The following is a 16,955-nucleotide window of genomic DNA, read 5'->3' on the forward strand; positions in this document are numbered from 1 at the left end:
TACGCCCGCCGTGCGAGGCCACTCTTGGACAAGATCCTGATTCGTGGGGCTCGAACCCACAACCTGAAGAACATTGACCTGACCCTGCCCCGGGACAAGCTGATCGTCATCACTGGGCTGTCCGGTTCGGGCAAGTCGTCGCTGGCCTTCGACACCCTTTATGCCGAAGGTCAGCGGCGCTACGTGGAGTCGCTCTCAGCCTACGCCCGCCAGTTCCTGTCGATGATGGAAAAGCCCGACGTCGACACCATCGAGGGCCTGTCGCCGGCCATCTCCATCGAGCAGAAGTCGACTTCCCACAACCCGCGCTCCACCGTGGGCACCATCACCGAGATCTACGACTACCTGCGCCTGCTGTACGCACGCGTGGGCACGCCGCGCTGCCCGGACCACGATATTCCGCTGGAAGCCCAGACTGTCAGCCAGATGGTTGACCTGGTGCTGGCACAGCCGGAGGGCAGCAAGCTGATGCTGCTGGCCCCGGTAATTCGCGAGCGCAAGGGCGAACACCTGGCGATCTTCGAAGAGCTGCGCGCCCAGGGCTTCGTGCGTGCCCGCATCAACGGCCGCCTGCACGAGCTGGACGAACTGCCCAAGCTCGACAAGCAGAAGAAACACACCATTGAGGTGGTGGTCGACCGTTTCAAGGTGCGCGAAGACCTGCAGCAGCGTTTGGCCGAATCCTTCGAGACCGCGTTGAAGCTGGCCGATGGCATCGCCCTGGTCGCCTCCATGGACGACGAACCGTTCGACGAGATGATCTTCTCCGCCCGCTTCGCCTGCCCCATCTGCGGCCATGCCATCAGCGAGCTGGAACCCAAGCTGTTCTCCTTCAACAACCCGGCTGGCGCCTGCCCCACCTGCGACGGCCTGGGGGTGAAACAGTTCTTCGACGCCAAGCGCCTGGTCAACGGCGAGCTGACCCTGGCCGAGGGCGCCATCCGCGGTTGGGACCGGCGCAACGTGTATTATTTCCAGATGCTCGGCTCCCTGGCGTCCCATTACAAGTTCAGCCTGGAGAAGCCGTTCAACGAGCTGCCTGCCGACAAGCAGAAAGTCCTGCTGCACGGCAGCGGCACGCAGAACGTCGACTTCAAGTACCTCAACGACCGCGGCGATATCGTCAAGCGCTCGCACCCGTTCGAGGGCATCGTGCCAAACCTGGAACGCCGCTACCGCGAGACCGAGTCGGCCACCGTGCGCGAAGAACTGGCCAAGTTCCTCAGCACCCAGCCTTGCCCGGACTGCCGCGGTACGCGGCTGCGTCGTGAGGCTCGGCACGTGTGGGTGGGTGAAAAAACCCTGCCGGCCGTCACCGGACTGCCGATTGGCGATGCCACCCGTTATTTCGAGGGGTTGAAGCTGACCGGTCGACGAGGCGAAATCGCCGACAAAATCCTCAAGGAGATCCGCGAGCGCCTGCAGTTCCTGGTCAACGTAGGCCTGGACTACCTGACCCTGGACCGCAGCGCCGACACCCTCTCGGGCGGCGAGGCCCAGCGCATTCGCCTGGCCAGCCAGATTGGCGCGGGCCTTGTGGGGGTAATGTACATCCTCGACGAACCGTCAATTGGCTTGCACCAGCGTGACAACGATCGCCTGCTGGGCACCCTCAAGCACCTGCGCGACATCGGCAACACCGTGATCGTGGTCGAGCACGACGAGGACGCCATCCGCCTGGCCGACTACGTGGTGGACATCGGCCCTGGCGCTGGCGTGCATGGCGGCAACATCGTTGCCGAAGGCACCGCCCAGGAAGTCATGGACCACCCGGACTCGCTCACCGGTAAATACCTGTCGGGCCGGGTCAAGATCGCCGTGCCGGCCAAGCGCACGCCGCGCAACAAGAAGCTGCAATTGACCCTGAAGGGCGCGCGCGGCAACAACTTGCGCAACGTCGACCTGGAAATTCCCCTCGGCCTGCTGACCTGCGTCACCGGCGTGTCCGGTTCGGGCAAGTCAACGCTGATCAACAACACGCTGTTCCCACTCAGTGCCACCGCGCTGAACGGTGCCACTACCCTGGAGGCTGCTGCGCACGATAGCTGTGACGGGCTGCAACACCTGGACAAGGTAGTGGACATCGACCAAAGCCCCATCGGCCGTACTCCACGCTCCAACCCGGCTACCTACACCGGCTTGTTCACGCCTATCCGTGAACTGTTCGCCGGCGTGCCAGAATCGCGCTCGCGCGGCTATGGGCCTGGCCGATTCTCGTTCAACGTCAAGGGCGGGCGTTGCGAAGCCTGCCAAGGCGATGGCCTGATCAAGGTGGAGATGCACTTCCTGCCGGACATCTACGTGCCGTGCGACGTGTGCAAGAGCAAGCGTTACAACCGCGAGACTCTGGAGATCAAGTACAAGGGCAAGAGCATCCACGAGGTGCTGGAAATGACCATCGAGGAAGCGCGGGAGTTCTTCGATGCCGTACCAGCCCTGGCGCGCAAGCTGCAAACACTGATGGACGTGGGCCTGTCCTACATCAAGCTGGGCCAGTCGGCGACCACCCTGTCGGGTGGCGAGGCGCAGCGGGTGAAACTGTCCCGTGAGCTGTCCAAGCGCGATACCGGCAAGACCCTGTACATCCTCGACGAGCCCACCACCGGCCTGCACTTCGCCGACATCCAGCAACTGCTGGACGTGCTACATCGCCTACGTGACCACGGCAACACGGTGGTAGTGATCGAGCACAACCTGGACGTTATCAAGACGGCGGACTGGATCGTCGACCTGGGGCCGGAAGGCGGCTCCAAGGGCGGCATGATCATTGGCTGTGGCACACCGGAGCAGGTGGCCGAGATGGAACAGTCTTATACCGGGCATTACCTCAAGCCCTTGCTGGAGCGTGACCGCGCCTGATACACCGCGTGGCAAGACGCAGCCTGGCGGTTGTCGCTACGAAAAAGCCCCGGCATCGTGAGATGCCGGGGCTTTTTTTGTGCTGCCAGTCTTAGAACTGCGACTGCAGGTAGTTCTGCAAGCCGATGGACTTGATCAGGCCCAACTGTTTTTCCAGCCAGTAGGTGTGATCTTCTTCGGTATCGGAAAGCTGTACGCGCAAAATGTCGCGGGTCACGTAGTCCTTGTGCTGCTCGCACAGGGCGATGCCCTTGCACAGCGCGGCGCGGACTTTGTATTCCAGACGCAGGTCGGCTTCGAACATGCTCGGTACGTCAGTGCCGATGTCCAGATCATCCGGGCGCATGCGCGGAGTACCTTCGAGCATCAGGATGCGGCGCATCAGGGCGTCGGCATGACCTGCTTCTTCTTCCATCTCGTGGTTGATGCGCTCGTAAAGCTTGCTGAAACCCCAGTCCTCGTACATCCGCGAGTGGATGAAATACTGATCACGTGCGGCCAACTCGCCGGTCAGCAGCGTGTTCAGATAATCGATTACGTCCGGGTGCCCTTGCATCGCCCTACATCTCCTTGCTTGAAAGTAGATAGTTTGACCCACGGCGGCCGTAACGTCACGGCCATTGGGGCAAAAAATCGCAAAAAAGCAGAGAAAAGTAGATGATTGGCAGCGAAAAACCGCCCAAATGAGGGCGGTTCTCCTTAGCATTTCGACTTAGCCGCGTTTTGCCTCCAACGCACGCGCAATGCCTTCACCGTAGGCCGGGTCAGCCTGGTAGAAGTACGGCAACTGGCGCTCGATCACATCGCCGGAAACGCTACTCATTGCATTGGCGATGTTGTCGATCAGCAGGGCCTTCTGCGCCTCGTTCATCAAACGGAACAGTGCACCCGCCTGGCTGAAGTAGTCACCGTCCGTGCGATGGTCGTAGCGGTCCGCCGCGCCGTTCAAGGCCAAGGGCGGTTCTGCGTACTGCGGCGCCTGCTTGGGCGCATCAGCGTAGCTGTTGGGCTCGTAATTGGGCGCCGCACCGCCATTGGCGCCAAAGGCCATGGAGCCATCACGCTGGTACGAATTCACGGGGCTGCGCGGGGCATTGACCGGCAGTTGCTGATGGTTGGTGCCCACACGGTAGCGGTGCGCATCGGCGTAGGCGAATACGCGCCCTTGCAGCATACGGTCAGGCGACAGCCCTACACCCGGCACCATGTTGCTGGGGCCAAATGCAGCCTGCTCCACCTCGGCAAAGTAGTTCTGCGGGTTGCGGTTGAGCTCCAGGGTGCCGATTTCAATCAGCGGGAACTCTTTCTGCGACCAAGTCTTCGTAACGTCGAACGGGTTCTCCCGGTGGCTGTTGGCCTGAGCCTCGCTCATCACCTGGATGCACACGCGCCATTGCGGGAAGTCGCCGCGCTCGATGGCCTCGAACAGGTCGCGCTGAGCGTAGTCCGGGTTAGTGCCGGCAATGCGCGCGGCATCGGCCGGAGCCAGGTTTTTGATGCCCTGGACGCTCTTGTAGTGCCACTTTACCCAGTGACGCTCACCCTTGGCGTTCACCAGGCTGTAGGTGTGGCTGCCAAAGCCGTGCATGAAGCGGTAGCCATCAGGAATACCACGATCCGAGAACAGGATGGTTACCTGATGCAGCGCCTCGGGCGAGTGCGACCAGAAATCCCACATGGCCTGGGCGCTTTTCAGGTTGCTCTGCGGCAAGCGCTTTTGGGTGTGGATAAAGTCGGGAAACTTCAGCGGGTCACGAATGAAGAACACCGGGGTGTTGTTGCCAACGATGTCCCAGTTGCCTTCTTCGGTGTAGAACTTCAAGGCAAAACCGCGGGGGTCGCGCTCGGTGTCGGCCGAACCACGCTCGCCACCTACCGTGGAGAAACGCAGGAAGGTGGGGGTCTGCTTGCCAACCTCGGAAAACAGCTTGGCGCAGGTCAGGTCAGTGATGTCCTTACTGACCGTGAAGGTACCGTAGGCGCCCGAACCTTTCGCGTGCACACGACGCTCCGGGATGTTTTCGCGGTTGAAGTGCGCAAGCTTTTCAATCAGGTGGAAATCGTCGAGCAGCAATGGCCCACGAGGCCCGGCGGAACGCGAATTCTGGTTGTCGGCAACAGGCGCGCCGCTGGCAGTAGTGAGTGTCTTGCTCTGGCTCATGGTATGTCTTCCTCTGTCAGACCTGATGGCGCCGGGCTAATCGGCTAGGTGGTCAGTATCAATTACAGAGGTGACAAGATCTAATTTATAGATCTTTTGTGCTCCATAGTTTTTCGCAATCACCAAACGCCAGGTATAAAAAAACCGGGCCTAAGCCCGGTTTTTCGCACAGCTTTTCGTCTTACTCGGCTTCAACAACGCCGCCGACAGGACGATCAACCAGCTCGACGTACGCCATAGGTGCGTTATCGCCAGCGCGGAAGCCGCACTTGAGGATACGCAGGTAGCCGCCCTGACGGGTGGCATAGCGCTTGCCCAGATCGTTGAACAGCTTACCAACCATTTCTTTCGAACGAGTACGGTCGAAAGCCAGACGGCGGTTTGCAACGCTGTCTACCTTGGCCAGGGTGATCAGCGGCTCGGCAACGCGGCGCAGTTCCTTGGCTTTTGGCAGGGTAGTCTTGATCAGCTCGTGCTCGAACAGCGACACCGCCATGTTCTGGAACATAGCCTTGCGGTGAGAGCTGGTACGGCTCAGGTGACGTCCACTTTTACGATGACGCATGGTTCATTCCTTACCAAACTTACGTTCGGTGATTACGACGATCAGGCAGTCGCCTTGTCGTCCTTCTTAAGACTTGCAGGCGGCCAGTTGTCGAGGCGCATGCCGAGGGACAGACCGCGGGAGGCCAGAACGTCCTTGATTTCAGTCAAGGATTTCTTGCCCAGGTTCGGAGTCTTCAACAGTTCTACTTCGGTACGCTGAATCAGGTCGCCGATGTAGTAAATGTTTTCCGCCTTAAGGCAGTTAGCCGAACGTACAGTCAGTTCCAGATCGTCAACCGGGCGAAGCAGGATCGGATCGATCTCGTCTTCTTGCTCGATTACAACAGGTTCGCTGTCGCCTTTGAGGTCCACGAACGCAGCCAACTGCTGTTGCAGGATGGTTGCGGCGCGACGGATAGCCTCTTCAGGATCCAGGGTACCGTTGGTTTCCAGATCAATTACCAGCTTGTCCAGGTTGGTACGCTGTTCGACACGGGCGTTTTCCACCACGTATGCGATACGGCGAACCGGGCTGAACGAAGAGTCGAGCTGCAAACGACCAATGCTGCGGCTTTCGTCTTCATCGCTCTGACGCGAATCGGCCGGTTCATAACCACGACCACGAGCTACTACGAGCTTCATGTTCAAGGCGCCGTTAGACGCCAGGTTGGCGATTACGTGATCGGGGTTAACGATCTCGACATCATGATCCAGCTGAATATCGGCAGCGGTAACCACCCCCGAACCCTTCTTCGACAAGGTCAGCGTAACTTCGTCACGACCGTGCAGCTTGATAGCCAGACCTTTCAGGTTCAACAGGATTTCGATTACGTCTTCCTGTACACCTTCGATGGCGCTGTACTCGTGGAGCACACCGTCAATCTCGGCCTCGACTACTGCACAGCCGGGCATTGAGGACAACAGGATGCGGCGCAGCGCGTTGCCCAGGGTATGGCCAAAACCACGCTCGAGAGGCTCGAGAGTGATTTTAGCGCGGGTTGGACTGACGACCTGCACATCAATATGGCGGGGCGTCAGGAACTCATTTACCGAAATCTGCATGGATGCACCTATTTTCTAGCCCTTACTTGGAGTAGAGCTCGACAATCAGGCTTTCGTTGATGTCGGCGGACAGATCACTGCGAGCTGGAACGTTCTTGAAAACGCCCGATTTCTTCTCAGTGTCAACGTCTACCCACTCAACGCGGCCACGCTGGGCGCACAGCTCAAGGGCCTGAACGATGCGCAGTTGGTTCTTCGATTTCTCGCGAACCGCGACCACGTCACCCTGACGAACCTGGTAGGACGGAACGTTTACAGTCTTGCCATTAACGCTGATCGCTTTGTGCGAAACCAGCTGGCGGGACTCGGCACGGGTAGCGCCAAAGCCCATACGGTAAACGACGTTGTCCAGACGGCATTCGAGCAGTTGCAGCAGGTTCTCACCAGTAGCGCCTTTCTTGCCGGCTGCTTCTTTGTAATAACCGCTGAACTGACGCTCGAGAACGCCGTAAATACGACGGACCTTCTGCTTTTCACGCAGTTGGGTGCCGTAGTCGGACTGGCGACCACGGCGCTGGCCGTGGATACCTGGGGCTGCTTCGATATTGCACTTCGATTCCAGAGCGCGAACGCCACTTTTCAGGAACAGGTCAGTGCCTTCACGACGAGCCAGTTTGCATTTTGGACCAATGTAACGAGCCATTATCTATCGTCTCCTGAATTACACGCGGCGCTTCTTCGGCGGACGGCACCCGTTATGCGGGATTGGCGTCACGTCGGTGATGCTGGCGATCTTGTAGCCACAGCCGTTCAAAGCACGGACAGCGGATTCACGACCTGGACCTGGACCTTTGACGTTTACGTCGAGGTTTTTCAGGCCATATTCCAGCGCAGCTTGACCAGCACGTTCAGCGGCTACTTGAGCAGCGAACGGGGTGGACTTGCGAGAACCGCGGAAACCCGAACCGCCGGAGGTAGCCCAGGACAGGGCGTTACCTTGACGATCGGTAATGGTCACGATGGTGTTGTTGAAAGACGCGTGGATGTGGGCGATGCCATCAACCACTGTCTTTTTTACTTTTTTACGAGGACGAGCAGCAGGTTTTGCCATGACTAGATTCCTGTCGATTCGCTGGTGCGATTACTTGCGGATCGGCTTACGCGGACCTTTACGGGTACGCGCGTTGGTCTTGGTACGCTGACCGCGTACTGGAAGACCACGACGATGACGCAGGCCACGGTAGCAGCCCAGATCCATCAAGCGCTTGATTTTCATGTTGATTTCGCGGCGCAGATCACCTTCAGTGGTGAACTTCGCCACTTCGCCACGCAGCTGTTCAATCTGCTCGTCGCTCAGATCCTTGATCTTTGCGGCTGGGTTAACCCCAGTGTCTGCACAGATCTTCTGTGCAGTTGTGCGACCAACACCATAGATGTAGGTCAGCGAGATAACAGTGTGCTTGTTATCTGGAATGTTGACGCCTGCAATACGGGCCATTCAGTGGGACTCCAATTGACAGCTACCTACGCCCCGGAAGCCAAGAAATAGGGCGCGAGATAATATCGCTGTAATAACAAATAATCAACCCAGCAGCGCACTAGCTGCTGGGCTTGTAGCACAGATCACACTCAGCCTTGGCGCTGTTTGTGACGTGGTTCCGCGCTGCAAATTACTCGAACGACACCTTCGCGGCGAATAATTTTGCAGTTGCGGCACAGCTTTTTCACCGATGCACGAACTTTCATCACCAACTCCTCGAACCTTATGGGTCTTCAGCGCAGCAGGCTGCTGCTACCGTAGCCCTTCAGGTTGGCTTTCTTCATCAGGGATTCGTACTGGTGTGAAACGAGGTGCGATTGTACTTGGGACATGAAGTCCATCACAACCACTACCACGATCAGCAACGAGGTCCCGCCAAGGTAGAACGGTACGTTTGCCGCGACCACCAGGAACTGGGGAAGCAGACAGACGGCCGTCATATAGAGAGCACCGAACATGGTCAAGCGGGTCAGAACGCCATCAATGTAGCGCGCAGACTGCTCGCCTGGACGGATGCCCGGAATAAAGGCACCGGACTTCTTCAGGTTTTCCGCTACGTCTTTCGGATTGAACATCAACGCCGTATAGAAGAAGCAGAAGAAAATAATCCCTGCACTAAACAGCAGAATATTCAACGGCTGACCAGGAGCGATCGACTGCGACAGGTCCTGCAGCCAGCCCATACCTGCAGACTGACCGAACCAGGCACCCAGCGAAGCCGGGAACAGCAAAATGCTGCTCGCGAAAATAGCAGGAATAACGCCTGCCATGTTCACTTTCAGCGGCAAGTGGCTCGTTTGAGCAGCAAAGACCTTGCGGCCCTGCTGACGCTTGGCGTAGTGAACAGCAATACGACGCTGACCACGCTCGATGAACACCACAAAACCGATAATCGCTACTGCCAGCAGACCGATAGCTACCAGGGCGAAGATGTTGATATCACCCTGACGCGCAGACTCGAAAGACTGCCCGATTGCTCTCGGAAGACCGGCGACGATACCCGAAAAAATCAACATCGAGATACCGTTGCCAACACCGCGCTCGGTAATCTGCTCGCCCAGCCACATCATGAACATCGCACCCGCCACGAAAGTGGAGACAGCGACGAAGTAGAAGCTAATGCCTGCAGAGAACGAAACACCCTGGTTGGCCAAGCCAATGGACATGCCAGTTGCTTGAACCAAAGCCAGGATGACGGTGCCGTAGCGGGTGTACTGGCTGATCTTGCGACGGCCAGCTTCACCTTCCTTCTTCAACTGCTCCAGTTGCGGGCTGACGACGGTCATCAATTGCATGATGATCGATGCCGAAATGTACGGCATGATCCCCAATGCAAAGATGCTCATACGTTCCAGCGCGCCACCGGAAAACATGTTGAACAAGCTAAGAATGGTCCCCTCATTCTGTCGAAACAGGTCCGCCAGGCGGTCCGGGTTGATACCTGGAACTGGGATGTGCGCGCCGATTCGGTAGACGATAATCGCCAGGAACAGGAAACGCAGACGAGCCCAGAGTTCGGACAACCCGCCTTTGCCTAGCGCTGAGAGAGCACCTTGCTTAGCCATTTATTCCTCGAACTTGCCGCCAGCTGCTTCGATAGCCGCACGCGCACCTTTGGTGGCTGCGATGCCCTTGATGGTGACTGCGCGAGTAACTTCGCCCGACAGCATGATTTTCACACGCTGAACGTTCTGGTTAATCACGTTGGCATCCTTCAGGGACTGAACGGTTACCACGTCGCCTTCCACTTGGGCCAGCTCGGACAGACGCACTTCTGCGCGGTCCATGGCTTTCAGGGAAACGAAGCCGAATTTCGGCAGACGACGGTGCAGCGGCTGTTGACCGCCTTCAAAGCCTGGAGCAATGGTGCCACCGGAGCGGGAGGTCTGACCTTTGTGGCCGCGGCCACCAGTCTTACCCAAACCGCTACCGATACCACGGCCCGGACGATGCTTTTCGCGACGGGAACCCGGCGCTGGACTCAGATCATTGAGTTTCATCGATTAGCCCTCTACACGCAGCATGTAGTAAGCCTTGTTGATCATCCCGCGATTCTCGGGAGTATCCAGGACTTCTACAGTGTGACCGATGCGACGCAGACCCAGACCCTTAACGCACAGTTTGTGGTTAGGGATGCGGCCGGTCATGCTTTTGATCAGCGTAACTTTAACGGTAGCCATGATCAGACGATCTCCTCAACGCTCTTGCCGCGCTTGGCAGCAATGGACGACGGGGATTGCATAGCCTTCAGACCCTTGAAAGTGGCGTGAACCACGTTTACCGGGTTAGTCGAGCCGTAGCACTTGGCGAGAACGTTCTGAACGCCAGCAACTTCGAGGACAGCACGCATAGCGCCGCCAGCGATGATACCGGTACCTTCAGAGGCAGGCTGCATGTAAACCTTCGAAGCGCCGTGGGCGGACTTCATGGCGTACTGCAGAGTGGTGCCGTTCAGGTCAACTTGAATCATGTTGCGACGAGCAGCTTCCATAGCCTTCTGGATCGCAGCAGGCACTTCACGCGACTTGCCACGGCCGAAGCCTACACGGCCCTTACCATCACCAACCACGGTCAACGCGGTGAAGGTGAAGATACGGCCGCCTTTAACGGTTTTGGCTACGCGGTTAACTTGAACCAGCTTCTCAATGTAGCCTTCGTCGCGCTTTTGGTCGTTATTTGACATAACTTAGAACTCCAGCCCAGCTTCACGAGCAGCATCAGCCAGCGCTTTCACGCGGCCGTGGTACTTGAAGCCAGAGCGGTCGAAAGCCACCTGCGAGACGCCTGCGGCTTTCGCACGCGAAGCGACCAGCTGGCCAACCTTAGTGGCCGCGTCGATGTTGCCAGTGGCGCCATCACGCAGTTCTTTGTCCAAAGTCGAGGCGCTTGCCAGGACCTTGCTGCCGTCGGCCGAGATGACCTGGGCATAGATGTGCTGCGAAGAGCGGAACACGCAGAGACGCACGACTTCGAGTTCGTGCATTTTCAGGCGTGCTTTGCGAGCGCGACGCAGTCGAGTAACTTTTTTGTCGGTCATTTGCTATGCCCTACTTCTTCTTGGCTTCTTTACGACGGACGACTTCGTCCGCGTAACGCACACCCTTACCTTTGTAAGGCTCTGGTGGACGGAAATCGCGGATTTCAGCGGCCACTTGACCCACCAGCTGCTTGTCGATGCCCTTGATCAGGATATCGGTCTGGCTAGGAGTCTCAGCGGTGATGCCTTCCGGCAGATCGTAGTCCACTGGGTGCGAGAAGCCGAGAGCCAGGTTCAGCACTGTGCCTTTGGCTTGTGCCTTGTAACCAACACCGACCAGCTGGAGCTTACGCTCGAAGCCTTGGCTTACGCCTTGGACCATGTTGTTGACAAGGGCACGAGTGGTACCGGCCATTGCGCGAGTCTGTTGATCGCCATTGCGAGCAGCAAAACGCAGCTCACCGGCTTCTTCAACGACTTCAACGGACGAGTGAACATTCAGTTCCAGAGTGCCCTTGGCACCCTTCACCGAAAGCTGTTGGCCGACGAATTTTACTTCGACACCAGCCGGCAGCTTTACGGGGTTCTTAGCGACGCGAGACATGCTTATCCCCCCTTAGAACACTGTGCAAAGAACTTCGCCGCCGACACCGGCAGCGCGCGCAGCACGATCCGTCATCACACCTTTGGAGGTGGAGACGATGGATACGCCGAGACCGCCACGAACTTTTGGCAGCTCATCGACGGACTTGTACTGACGCAGACCTGGACGGCTGACGCGTTTGACTTCTTCGATGACTGGACGGCCTTCGAAGTACTTCAGCTCGATGGAAAGCGACGGTTTTGCTTCGTTGCTTACCTGATAACCCGCGACATAACCTTCGTCCTTGAGAACTTTGGCTACAGCGATCTTCAGCGAGGAAGATGGCATGCTTACGACGGACTTTTCAGCCATCTGGGCATTACGGATTCGAGTTAGCATGTCCGCTAACGGGTCCTGCATACTCATGGGCTAGACGCTCCTGTTACAAAAATATTTAGCCTTGCGGCTACTACGTCGCCGAGCAGACTGCGAAAAACGCAGGCTCAGGCGAGCCGGTCATTCTAGACATACCCCAGAAATGAATCAAGCCCCAGAAGGGGCTTGATTCGATCTCAAGGTCACCGGCGGTCGGCTGATTGCTCAGCCTAGCGCCATGACTTTGGGAGTACGGCTTACCAGGAGGCTTTAACCAGACCTGGTACGTCACCGCGCATTGCTGCTTCACGCAGCTTGTTACGGCCCAGGCCGAACTTGCGGTAAACGCCGTGTGGACGACCAGTGATGCGGCAGCGGTTACGCATGCGCGAAGCGCTTGCGTCACGTGGCTGCTTCTGCAGAGCGATGGAAGCATTCCAACGTTCTTCGTCACTTGCGTTCAGATTCACGATGATAGCTTTCAGCTCAGCACGCTTCTTGGCGTATTTAGCGACCGTCAGCTGACGCTTCAGCTCACGGTTTTTCATGCTCTTCTTGGCCATTTTCCTACTCCAATCAGTTGCGGAACGGGAATTTGAAAGCACGCAGCAGAGCGCGACCTTCTTCATCCGAACGAGCAGTGGTGGTCAGGGTAATGTCCAGACCGCGCAGAGCATCGATCTTGTCGTAATCGATTTCCGGGAAAATGATCTGCTCTTTCACGCCCATGCTGTAGTTGCCACGACCGTCGAAGGACTTGGCATTCAGGCCGCGGAAGTCGCGTACCCGAGGCAGGGAGATCGCCAGCAGGCGGTCCAGGAATTCGTACATACGATCGCGACGCAGGGTAACCTTGACGCCAATCGGCCAGCCCTCACGGACCTTGAAGCCTGCAATCGACTTACGAGCGTAAGTGACGACAGCCTTCTGGCCGGTGATTTTTTCCATGTCGGCAACAGCGTGCTCGATGACTTTCTTGTCGCCGATCGCTTCGCCCAGACCCATGTTCAGGGTGATTTTGGTAACGCGCGGAACTTCCATCACGTTCGCCAGCTTAAGTTCTTCCTTAAGCTTGGGAGCGATTTCCTTCCGATAAATCTCTTTCAGTCGTGCCATGGTCTTCTACCTAGCAGTGTTCAAGCATCAACCGCTTTTTGGGTCGACTTGAAGACACGAATTTTTTTGCCTTCTTCTACTTTGAAACCAACGCGGTCAGCCTTGTTGGTTTCGCCGTTGAAGATGGCGACGTTGGAAGCGTGCAGTGGCGCTTCTTTCTCGACGATACCGCCCTGTACGCCCGACATCGGGTTAGGCTTGGTATGGCGCTTCACCAGGTTGATCCCACCAACGACCAGACGGTCGTCAGCGAGAACCTTCAGCACCTTACCGCGCTTGCCTTTGTCTTTGCCGGCGATCACGATGATCTCGTCGTCACGACGAATCTTTTGCATGTCGGATCTCCTTACAGCACTTCTGGGGCGAGCGAGACGATCTTCATGAACTTCTCAGTACGAAGTTCACGGGTCACTGGCCCAAAGATACGGGTGCCGATCGGCTCTTGCTTGTTGTTCAACAGAACAGCAGCGTTGCCGTCAAAGCGGATAATGGAACCGTCAGCGCGACGAACACCGTGGCGAGTGCGGACTACAACAGCAGTCATCACTTGGCCTTTCTTCACCTTACCGCGAGGAATTGCTTCCTTGACGGTAACCTTGATGATGTCACCGATACCCGCGTAACGACGGTGCGAGCCACCCAGCACCTTGATGCACATAACGCGACGAGCGCCGCTGTTATCAGCTACATCAAGCATGGATTGAGTCTGAATCATATAATTTCTCCGACCCCTAGCCCTTAGACTTCCACAGCGCGTTCGAGAACTTCAACCAGTGCCCAGGACTTAGTCTTGGCCAGCGGACGAGTTTCACGAATCGAAACTTTGTCGCCGATGTGGCATTGGTTGGTTTCGTCGTGCGCGTGCAGCTTAGTCGAACGCTTAACGTATTTACCGTAGATCGGGTGCTTTACGCGACGCTCGATCAATACGGTGATGGTCTTGTCCATCTTGTCGCTGACAACACGGCCAGTCAGCGTACGGACGGTTTTTTCGGCTTCAGCCATGATCACTTACCTGCCTGCTGGTTGAGCACAGTTTTCACGCGAGCGATGTCACGCTTAACTTGCGAGAGCAGGTGAGACTGCCCCAACTGGCCAGTTGCTTTCTGCATACGCAGATTGAACTGGTCGCGCAGCAAGCCGAGCAATTGCTCGTTCAGTTGCTGTGCTGATTTTTCACGAAGTTCATTCGCTTTCATCACATCACCGTCCGCTTAACAAAGGAGGTGGCGAGAGGCAGCTTTGCAGCTGCCAAGGCGAAAGCCTCACGCGCCAGCTCTTCAGAAACACCCTCGATTTCATACAGGACTTTGCCTGGCTGAATCTGGGCAACCCAGTACTCAACGGAACCTTTACCTTTACCCATCCGCACTTCGAGAGGCTTCTTGGAAATCGGCTTGTCCGGGAATACACGGATCCAGATCTTGCCGCCACGTTTTACGTGACGGGTCAGGGCACGACGTGCCGACTCGATCTGACGGGCGGTGAGACGACCGCGAGCTACAGCTTTCAAGGCGAACTCGCCGAAGCTGACTTTGCTACCGCGCAGTGCCAAGCCACGGTTGTGGCCAGTCATCTGCTTGCGGAACTTCGTACGCTTAGGTTGCAACATTTGGCGTACCCCTTACTTAGCAGCTTTTTTACGAGGCGCTGGTGCTTGTGGTTTCAGTTCTTCTTGGCGACCACCAATTACTTCGCCTTTGAAAATCCAAACCTTCACACCGATCACACCGTAAGTGGTGTGAGCTTCGTAGTTGGCATAGTCGATGTCGGCACGCAGGGTGTGCAGTGGCACACGACCTTCGCGATACCATTCAGTACGTGCGATTTCAGCACCGCCGAGACGACCGCTCACTTGGATCTTGATGCCTTTGGCACCAATGCGCATTGCGTTCTGTACGGCGCGCTTCATAGCGCGACGGAACATTACGCGACGCTCCAGCTGCTGAGCTACGCTCTGGGCAACCAGCATACCGTCGAGTTCCGGCTTGCGGATTTCTTCGATATTGATGTGCACAGGCACACCCATCTGCTTGGTCAGGTCCTGACGCAGTTTCTCAACATCTTCACCTTTCTTCCCGATAACGATACCTGGACGAGCGGTGTGGATGGTGATGCGTGCAGTTTGAGCCGGACGATGGATATCGATACGGCTTACGGACGCGCTTTTTAGTTTGTCTTGGAGATACTCACGCACCTTCAGATCTGCGAACAAGTAGTCCGCATAAGTCCGACCGTCTGCGTACCAGACGGAGGTGTGCTCCTTGACGATTCCCAGGCGAATGCCAATGGGATGTACTTTCTGACCCATCTGATCGACTCCGTTACTTGTCAGCAACCTTGACAGTGATATGGCAAGACCGCTTGACGATGCGATCAGCGCGGCCTTTGGCACGCGGCATGATGCGCTTCAGCGAACGCCCTTCGTTGACGAAAACGGTGCTGACCTTCAGGTCATCAACGTCTGCGCCTTCGTTGTGCTCGGCGTTGGCTACGGCCGACTCCAGCACTTTCTTGATGATTTCCGCGGCTTTTTTACTGCTAAAAGCCAGCAGGTTGAGCGCTTCGCCCACCTTCTTCCCGCGGATCTGGTCGGCGACCAAGCGGGCTTTCTGGGCGGAGATTCGAGCGCCCGACAACTTAGCGGCTACTTCCATTTCCTTACCCCTTAACGCTTGGCTTTCTTGTCAGCCACGTGCCCACGATATGTGCGGGTACCGGCGAACTCGCCCAGTTTGTGGCCGACCATGTCTTCGTTCACGAGAACGGGGACGTGCTGACGACCGTTGTGTACTGCGATGGTCAGACCGACCATTTGTGGCAGGATCATCGAACGACGCGACCAGGTCTTAACTGGTTTGCGATCGTTCTTTTCCGCCGCCACTTCGATCTTCTTCAGTAGGTGAAGATCAATAAAAGGACCTTTTTTCAGAGAACGTGGCACTGTCGTATCCCTCTATTTACTTGCGACGACGGACGATCATTTTGTCGGTACGCTTATTACCACGAGTCTTGGCACCCTTAGTCGGGAAGCCCCATGGCGATACCGGATGACGACCACCGGAGGTACGACCTTCACCACCACCATGTGGGTGGTCAACCGGGTTCATGGCAACACCACGAACGGTTGGGCGAACGCCACGCCAGCGTTTGGCACCGGCTTTACCCAGCGAACGCAGGCTGTGCTCGGAGTTCGAGACTTCGCCCAGGGTCGCACGGCATTCAGCCAGGACTTTACGCATTTCACCAGAGCGCAGACGCAGGGTCACGTAGACACCTTCGCGAGCGATCAGCTGAGCCGAAGCACCAGCGGAACGAGCGATTTGAGCACCTTTGCCCGGCTTCAGTTCGATGCCGTGAATGGTGCTACCCACTGGGATGTTGCGCAGTTGCAGGGAGTTGCCTGGCTTGATTGGAGCCAGAGCGCCTGCAATCAGCTGGTCGCCAGCACTCACGCCTTTAGGGGCGATGATGTAGCGGCGCTCGCCGTCTGCGTACAGCAGCAGTGCGATGTGAGCAGTACGGTTTGGATCGTATTCGATACGCTCGACGGTGGCAGCGATGCCATCCTTGTCGTTGCGACGGAAGTCGACCAGACGGTAATGCTGCTTATGACCACCACCTACGTGACGCGTAGTGATGCGGCCATTATTGTTACGACCACCAGACTTCGATTTTTTCTCGAGCAGCGGTGCGTGAGGAGCGCCTTTATGCAGCTCCTGGTTGACCACCTTGACCACAAAACGGCGGCCAGGGGAAGTCGGTTTGCATTTAACGATTGCCATGATGCACCCCT

27 protein-coding genes are annotated in these 16,955 nt (G+C 57.1%); 1 reads left to right on the forward strand and 26 read right to left on the reverse strand.

All coding sequences use genetic code 11. The features are described from left to right. Positions 1-24 precede the first annotated feature (24 nt). Positions 25-2,859: an excinuclease ABC subunit UvrA gene (uvrA, locus tag PMM47T1_RS24595; protein ID WP_008374126.1), complete on the forward strand. Its 2,835-nt coding sequence runs from the start codon at positions 25-27 to the stop codon at positions 2,857-2,859. A 91-nt stretch (positions 2,860-2,950) separates the two neighbouring features. Here the strand turns inward: uvrA and bfr are convergent, their stop codons facing one another. The 26 genes from bfr to rplB all read right to left on the reverse strand — a co-directional run bounded on the left by bfr (position 2,951) and on the right by rplB (position 16,944). Then, on the reverse strand, positions 2,951-3,415 hold the full coding sequence (bfr, locus tag PMM47T1_RS24600; protein WP_008374128.1) for a bacterioferritin: 465 nt from the start codon (positions 3,413-3,415) through the stop codon (positions 2,951-2,953). A gap of 156 nt (positions 3,416-3,571) precedes the next feature. Continuing rightward, a complete protein-coding gene (locus PMM47T1_RS24605) occupies positions 3,572-5,020 on the reverse strand; it encodes a catalase (RefSeq protein ID WP_008374130.1) in 1,449 nt (482 codons plus the stop codon). Positions 5,021-5,201: 181 nt separating this feature from the next. Further along, entirely contained in the window at positions 5,202-5,585 is a 384-nt protein-coding gene (gene rplQ, locus PMM47T1_RS24610) for a 50S ribosomal protein L17 (protein WP_008374132.1), read from the reverse strand. Between the two features lie 41 nt (positions 5,586-5,626). After that, complete coding sequence (locus tag PMM47T1_RS24615) at positions 5,627-6,628, reverse strand: DNA-directed RNA polymerase subunit alpha (protein ID WP_007924176.1); 1,002 nt, start codon at positions 6,626-6,628, stop codon at positions 5,627-5,629. Between the two features lie 22 nt (positions 6,629-6,650). Beyond that, positions 6,651-7,271, reverse strand: coding sequence for a 30S ribosomal protein S4 (rpsD, locus tag PMM47T1_RS24620; RefSeq protein ID WP_008374133.1), 621 nt, complete (start codon positions 7,269-7,271; stop codon positions 6,651-6,653). Positions 7,272-7,289: 18 nt separating this feature from the next. Beyond that, complete coding sequence (gene rpsK / locus PMM47T1_RS24625; protein ID WP_002555466.1) at positions 7,290-7,679, reverse strand: 30S ribosomal protein S11; 390 nt, start codon at positions 7,677-7,679, stop codon at positions 7,290-7,292. A gap of 30 nt (positions 7,680-7,709) precedes the next feature. Next, positions 7,710-8,066, reverse strand: coding sequence for a 30S ribosomal protein S13 (gene rpsM, locus PMM47T1_RS24630; RefSeq protein WP_008374135.1), 357 nt, complete (start codon positions 8,064-8,066; stop codon positions 7,710-7,712). Between the two features lie 131 nt (positions 8,067-8,197). Further along, positions 8,198-8,314 carry a 50S ribosomal protein L36 gene (gene rpmJ, locus PMM47T1_RS29310; RefSeq protein WP_002555468.1) on the reverse strand — a complete coding sequence of 39 codons (117 nt, stop codon included), beginning with the start codon at positions 8,312-8,314 and terminating at the stop codon, positions 8,198-8,200. A gap of 27 nt (positions 8,315-8,341) precedes the next feature. Further along, positions 8,342-9,673, reverse strand: coding sequence for a preprotein translocase subunit SecY (gene secY / locus PMM47T1_RS24635; protein ID WP_008374140.1), 1,332 nt, complete (start codon positions 9,671-9,673; stop codon positions 8,342-8,344). Next, positions 9,674-10,108: a 50S ribosomal protein L15 gene (rplO, locus tag PMM47T1_RS24640; protein WP_008374142.1), complete on the reverse strand. Its 435-nt coding sequence runs from the start codon at positions 10,106-10,108 to the stop codon at positions 9,674-9,676. Positions 10,109-10,111: 3 nt separating this feature from the next. After that, on the reverse strand, positions 10,112-10,288 hold the full coding sequence (gene rpmD, locus PMM47T1_RS24645) for a 50S ribosomal protein L30 (protein WP_003186033.1): 177 nt from the start codon (positions 10,286-10,288) through the stop codon (positions 10,112-10,114). 2 nt (positions 10,289-10,290) lie between these two features. Next, positions 10,291-10,791 (reverse strand): 30S ribosomal protein S5, encoded by a 501-nt coding sequence (rpsE, locus tag PMM47T1_RS24650; protein WP_008374145.1) that lies wholly within the window; start codon positions 10,789-10,791, stop codon positions 10,291-10,293. 3 nt (positions 10,792-10,794) lie between these two features. Continuing rightward, the gene (gene rplR / locus PMM47T1_RS24655; protein ID WP_008374147.1) at positions 10,795-11,145 is read right to left on the reverse strand and encodes a 50S ribosomal protein L18; all 351 of its coding nucleotides are present in this window, start codon (positions 11,143-11,145) and stop codon (positions 10,795-10,797) included. A gap of 10 nt (positions 11,146-11,155) precedes the next feature. Continuing rightward, the gene (gene rplF, locus PMM47T1_RS24660) at positions 11,156-11,689 is read right to left on the reverse strand and encodes a 50S ribosomal protein L6 (RefSeq protein WP_008374149.1); all 534 of its coding nucleotides are present in this window, start codon (positions 11,687-11,689) and stop codon (positions 11,156-11,158) included. 12 nt (positions 11,690-11,701) lie between these two features. Next, a complete protein-coding gene (rpsH, locus tag PMM47T1_RS24665) occupies positions 11,702-12,094 on the reverse strand; it encodes a 30S ribosomal protein S8 (RefSeq protein ID WP_008374151.1) in 393 nt (130 codons plus the stop codon). Between the two features lie 206 nt (positions 12,095-12,300). Continuing rightward, complete coding sequence (gene rpsN / locus PMM47T1_RS24670; protein ID WP_008374153.1) at positions 12,301-12,606, reverse strand: 30S ribosomal protein S14; 306 nt, start codon at positions 12,604-12,606, stop codon at positions 12,301-12,303. Positions 12,607-12,619: 13 nt separating this feature from the next. Further along, positions 12,620-13,159: a 50S ribosomal protein L5 gene (gene rplE, locus PMM47T1_RS24675; protein ID WP_008374155.1), complete on the reverse strand. Its 540-nt coding sequence runs from the start codon at positions 13,157-13,159 to the stop codon at positions 12,620-12,622. Between the two features lie 20 nt (positions 13,160-13,179). After that, positions 13,180-13,494, reverse strand: a complete 315-nt coding sequence (rplX, locus tag PMM47T1_RS24680) for a 50S ribosomal protein L24 (RefSeq protein ID WP_008374158.1) — start codon at positions 13,492-13,494, stop codon at positions 13,180-13,182. 11 nt (positions 13,495-13,505) lie between these two features. Next, on the reverse strand, positions 13,506-13,874 hold the full coding sequence (gene rplN / locus PMM47T1_RS24685) for a 50S ribosomal protein L14 (RefSeq protein WP_002555479.1): 369 nt from the start codon (positions 13,872-13,874) through the stop codon (positions 13,506-13,508). A gap of 23 nt (positions 13,875-13,897) precedes the next feature. Further along, positions 13,898-14,164 carry a 30S ribosomal protein S17 gene (gene rpsQ / locus PMM47T1_RS24690; RefSeq protein WP_008374160.1) on the reverse strand — a complete coding sequence of 89 codons (267 nt, stop codon included), beginning with the start codon at positions 14,162-14,164 and terminating at the stop codon, positions 13,898-13,900. A gap of 2 nt (positions 14,165-14,166) precedes the next feature. After that, positions 14,167-14,358: a 50S ribosomal protein L29 gene (rpmC, locus tag PMM47T1_RS24695; protein WP_002555481.1), complete on the reverse strand. Its 192-nt coding sequence runs from the start codon at positions 14,356-14,358 to the stop codon at positions 14,167-14,169. Further along, the gene (gene rplP, locus PMM47T1_RS24700; RefSeq protein ID WP_003255479.1) at positions 14,358-14,771 is read right to left on the reverse strand and encodes a 50S ribosomal protein L16; all 414 of its coding nucleotides are present in this window, start codon (positions 14,769-14,771) and stop codon (positions 14,358-14,360) included. The genes rpmC and rplP overlap by 1 nt, the downstream gene beginning before the upstream one ends. A 12-nt stretch (positions 14,772-14,783) precedes the next feature. After that, positions 14,784-15,470, reverse strand: a complete 687-nt coding sequence (gene rpsC / locus PMM47T1_RS24705) for a 30S ribosomal protein S3 (RefSeq protein ID WP_003176422.1) — start codon at positions 15,468-15,470, stop codon at positions 14,784-14,786. A gap of 13 nt (positions 15,471-15,483) precedes the next feature. Beyond that, positions 15,484-15,816 (reverse strand): 50S ribosomal protein L22, encoded by a 333-nt coding sequence (gene rplV, locus PMM47T1_RS24710; RefSeq protein ID WP_003210077.1) that lies wholly within the window; start codon positions 15,814-15,816, stop codon positions 15,484-15,486. 11 nt (positions 15,817-15,827) lie between these two features. Next, positions 15,828-16,103: a 30S ribosomal protein S19 gene (rpsS, locus tag PMM47T1_RS24715; protein WP_002555486.1), complete on the reverse strand. Its 276-nt coding sequence runs from the start codon at positions 16,101-16,103 to the stop codon at positions 15,828-15,830. 16 nt (positions 16,104-16,119) lie between these two features. Beyond that, positions 16,120-16,944 (reverse strand): 50S ribosomal protein L2, encoded by an 825-nt coding sequence (gene rplB / locus PMM47T1_RS24720; protein WP_008374163.1) that lies wholly within the window; start codon positions 16,942-16,944, stop codon positions 16,120-16,122. Between the last annotated feature and the right edge of the window lie 11 nt (positions 16,945-16,955).

The organism is Pseudomonas sp. M47T1, assembly GCF_000263855.1.
Lineage (GTDB): Bacteria > Pseudomonadota > Gammaproteobacteria > Pseudomonadales > Pseudomonadaceae > Aquipseudomonas.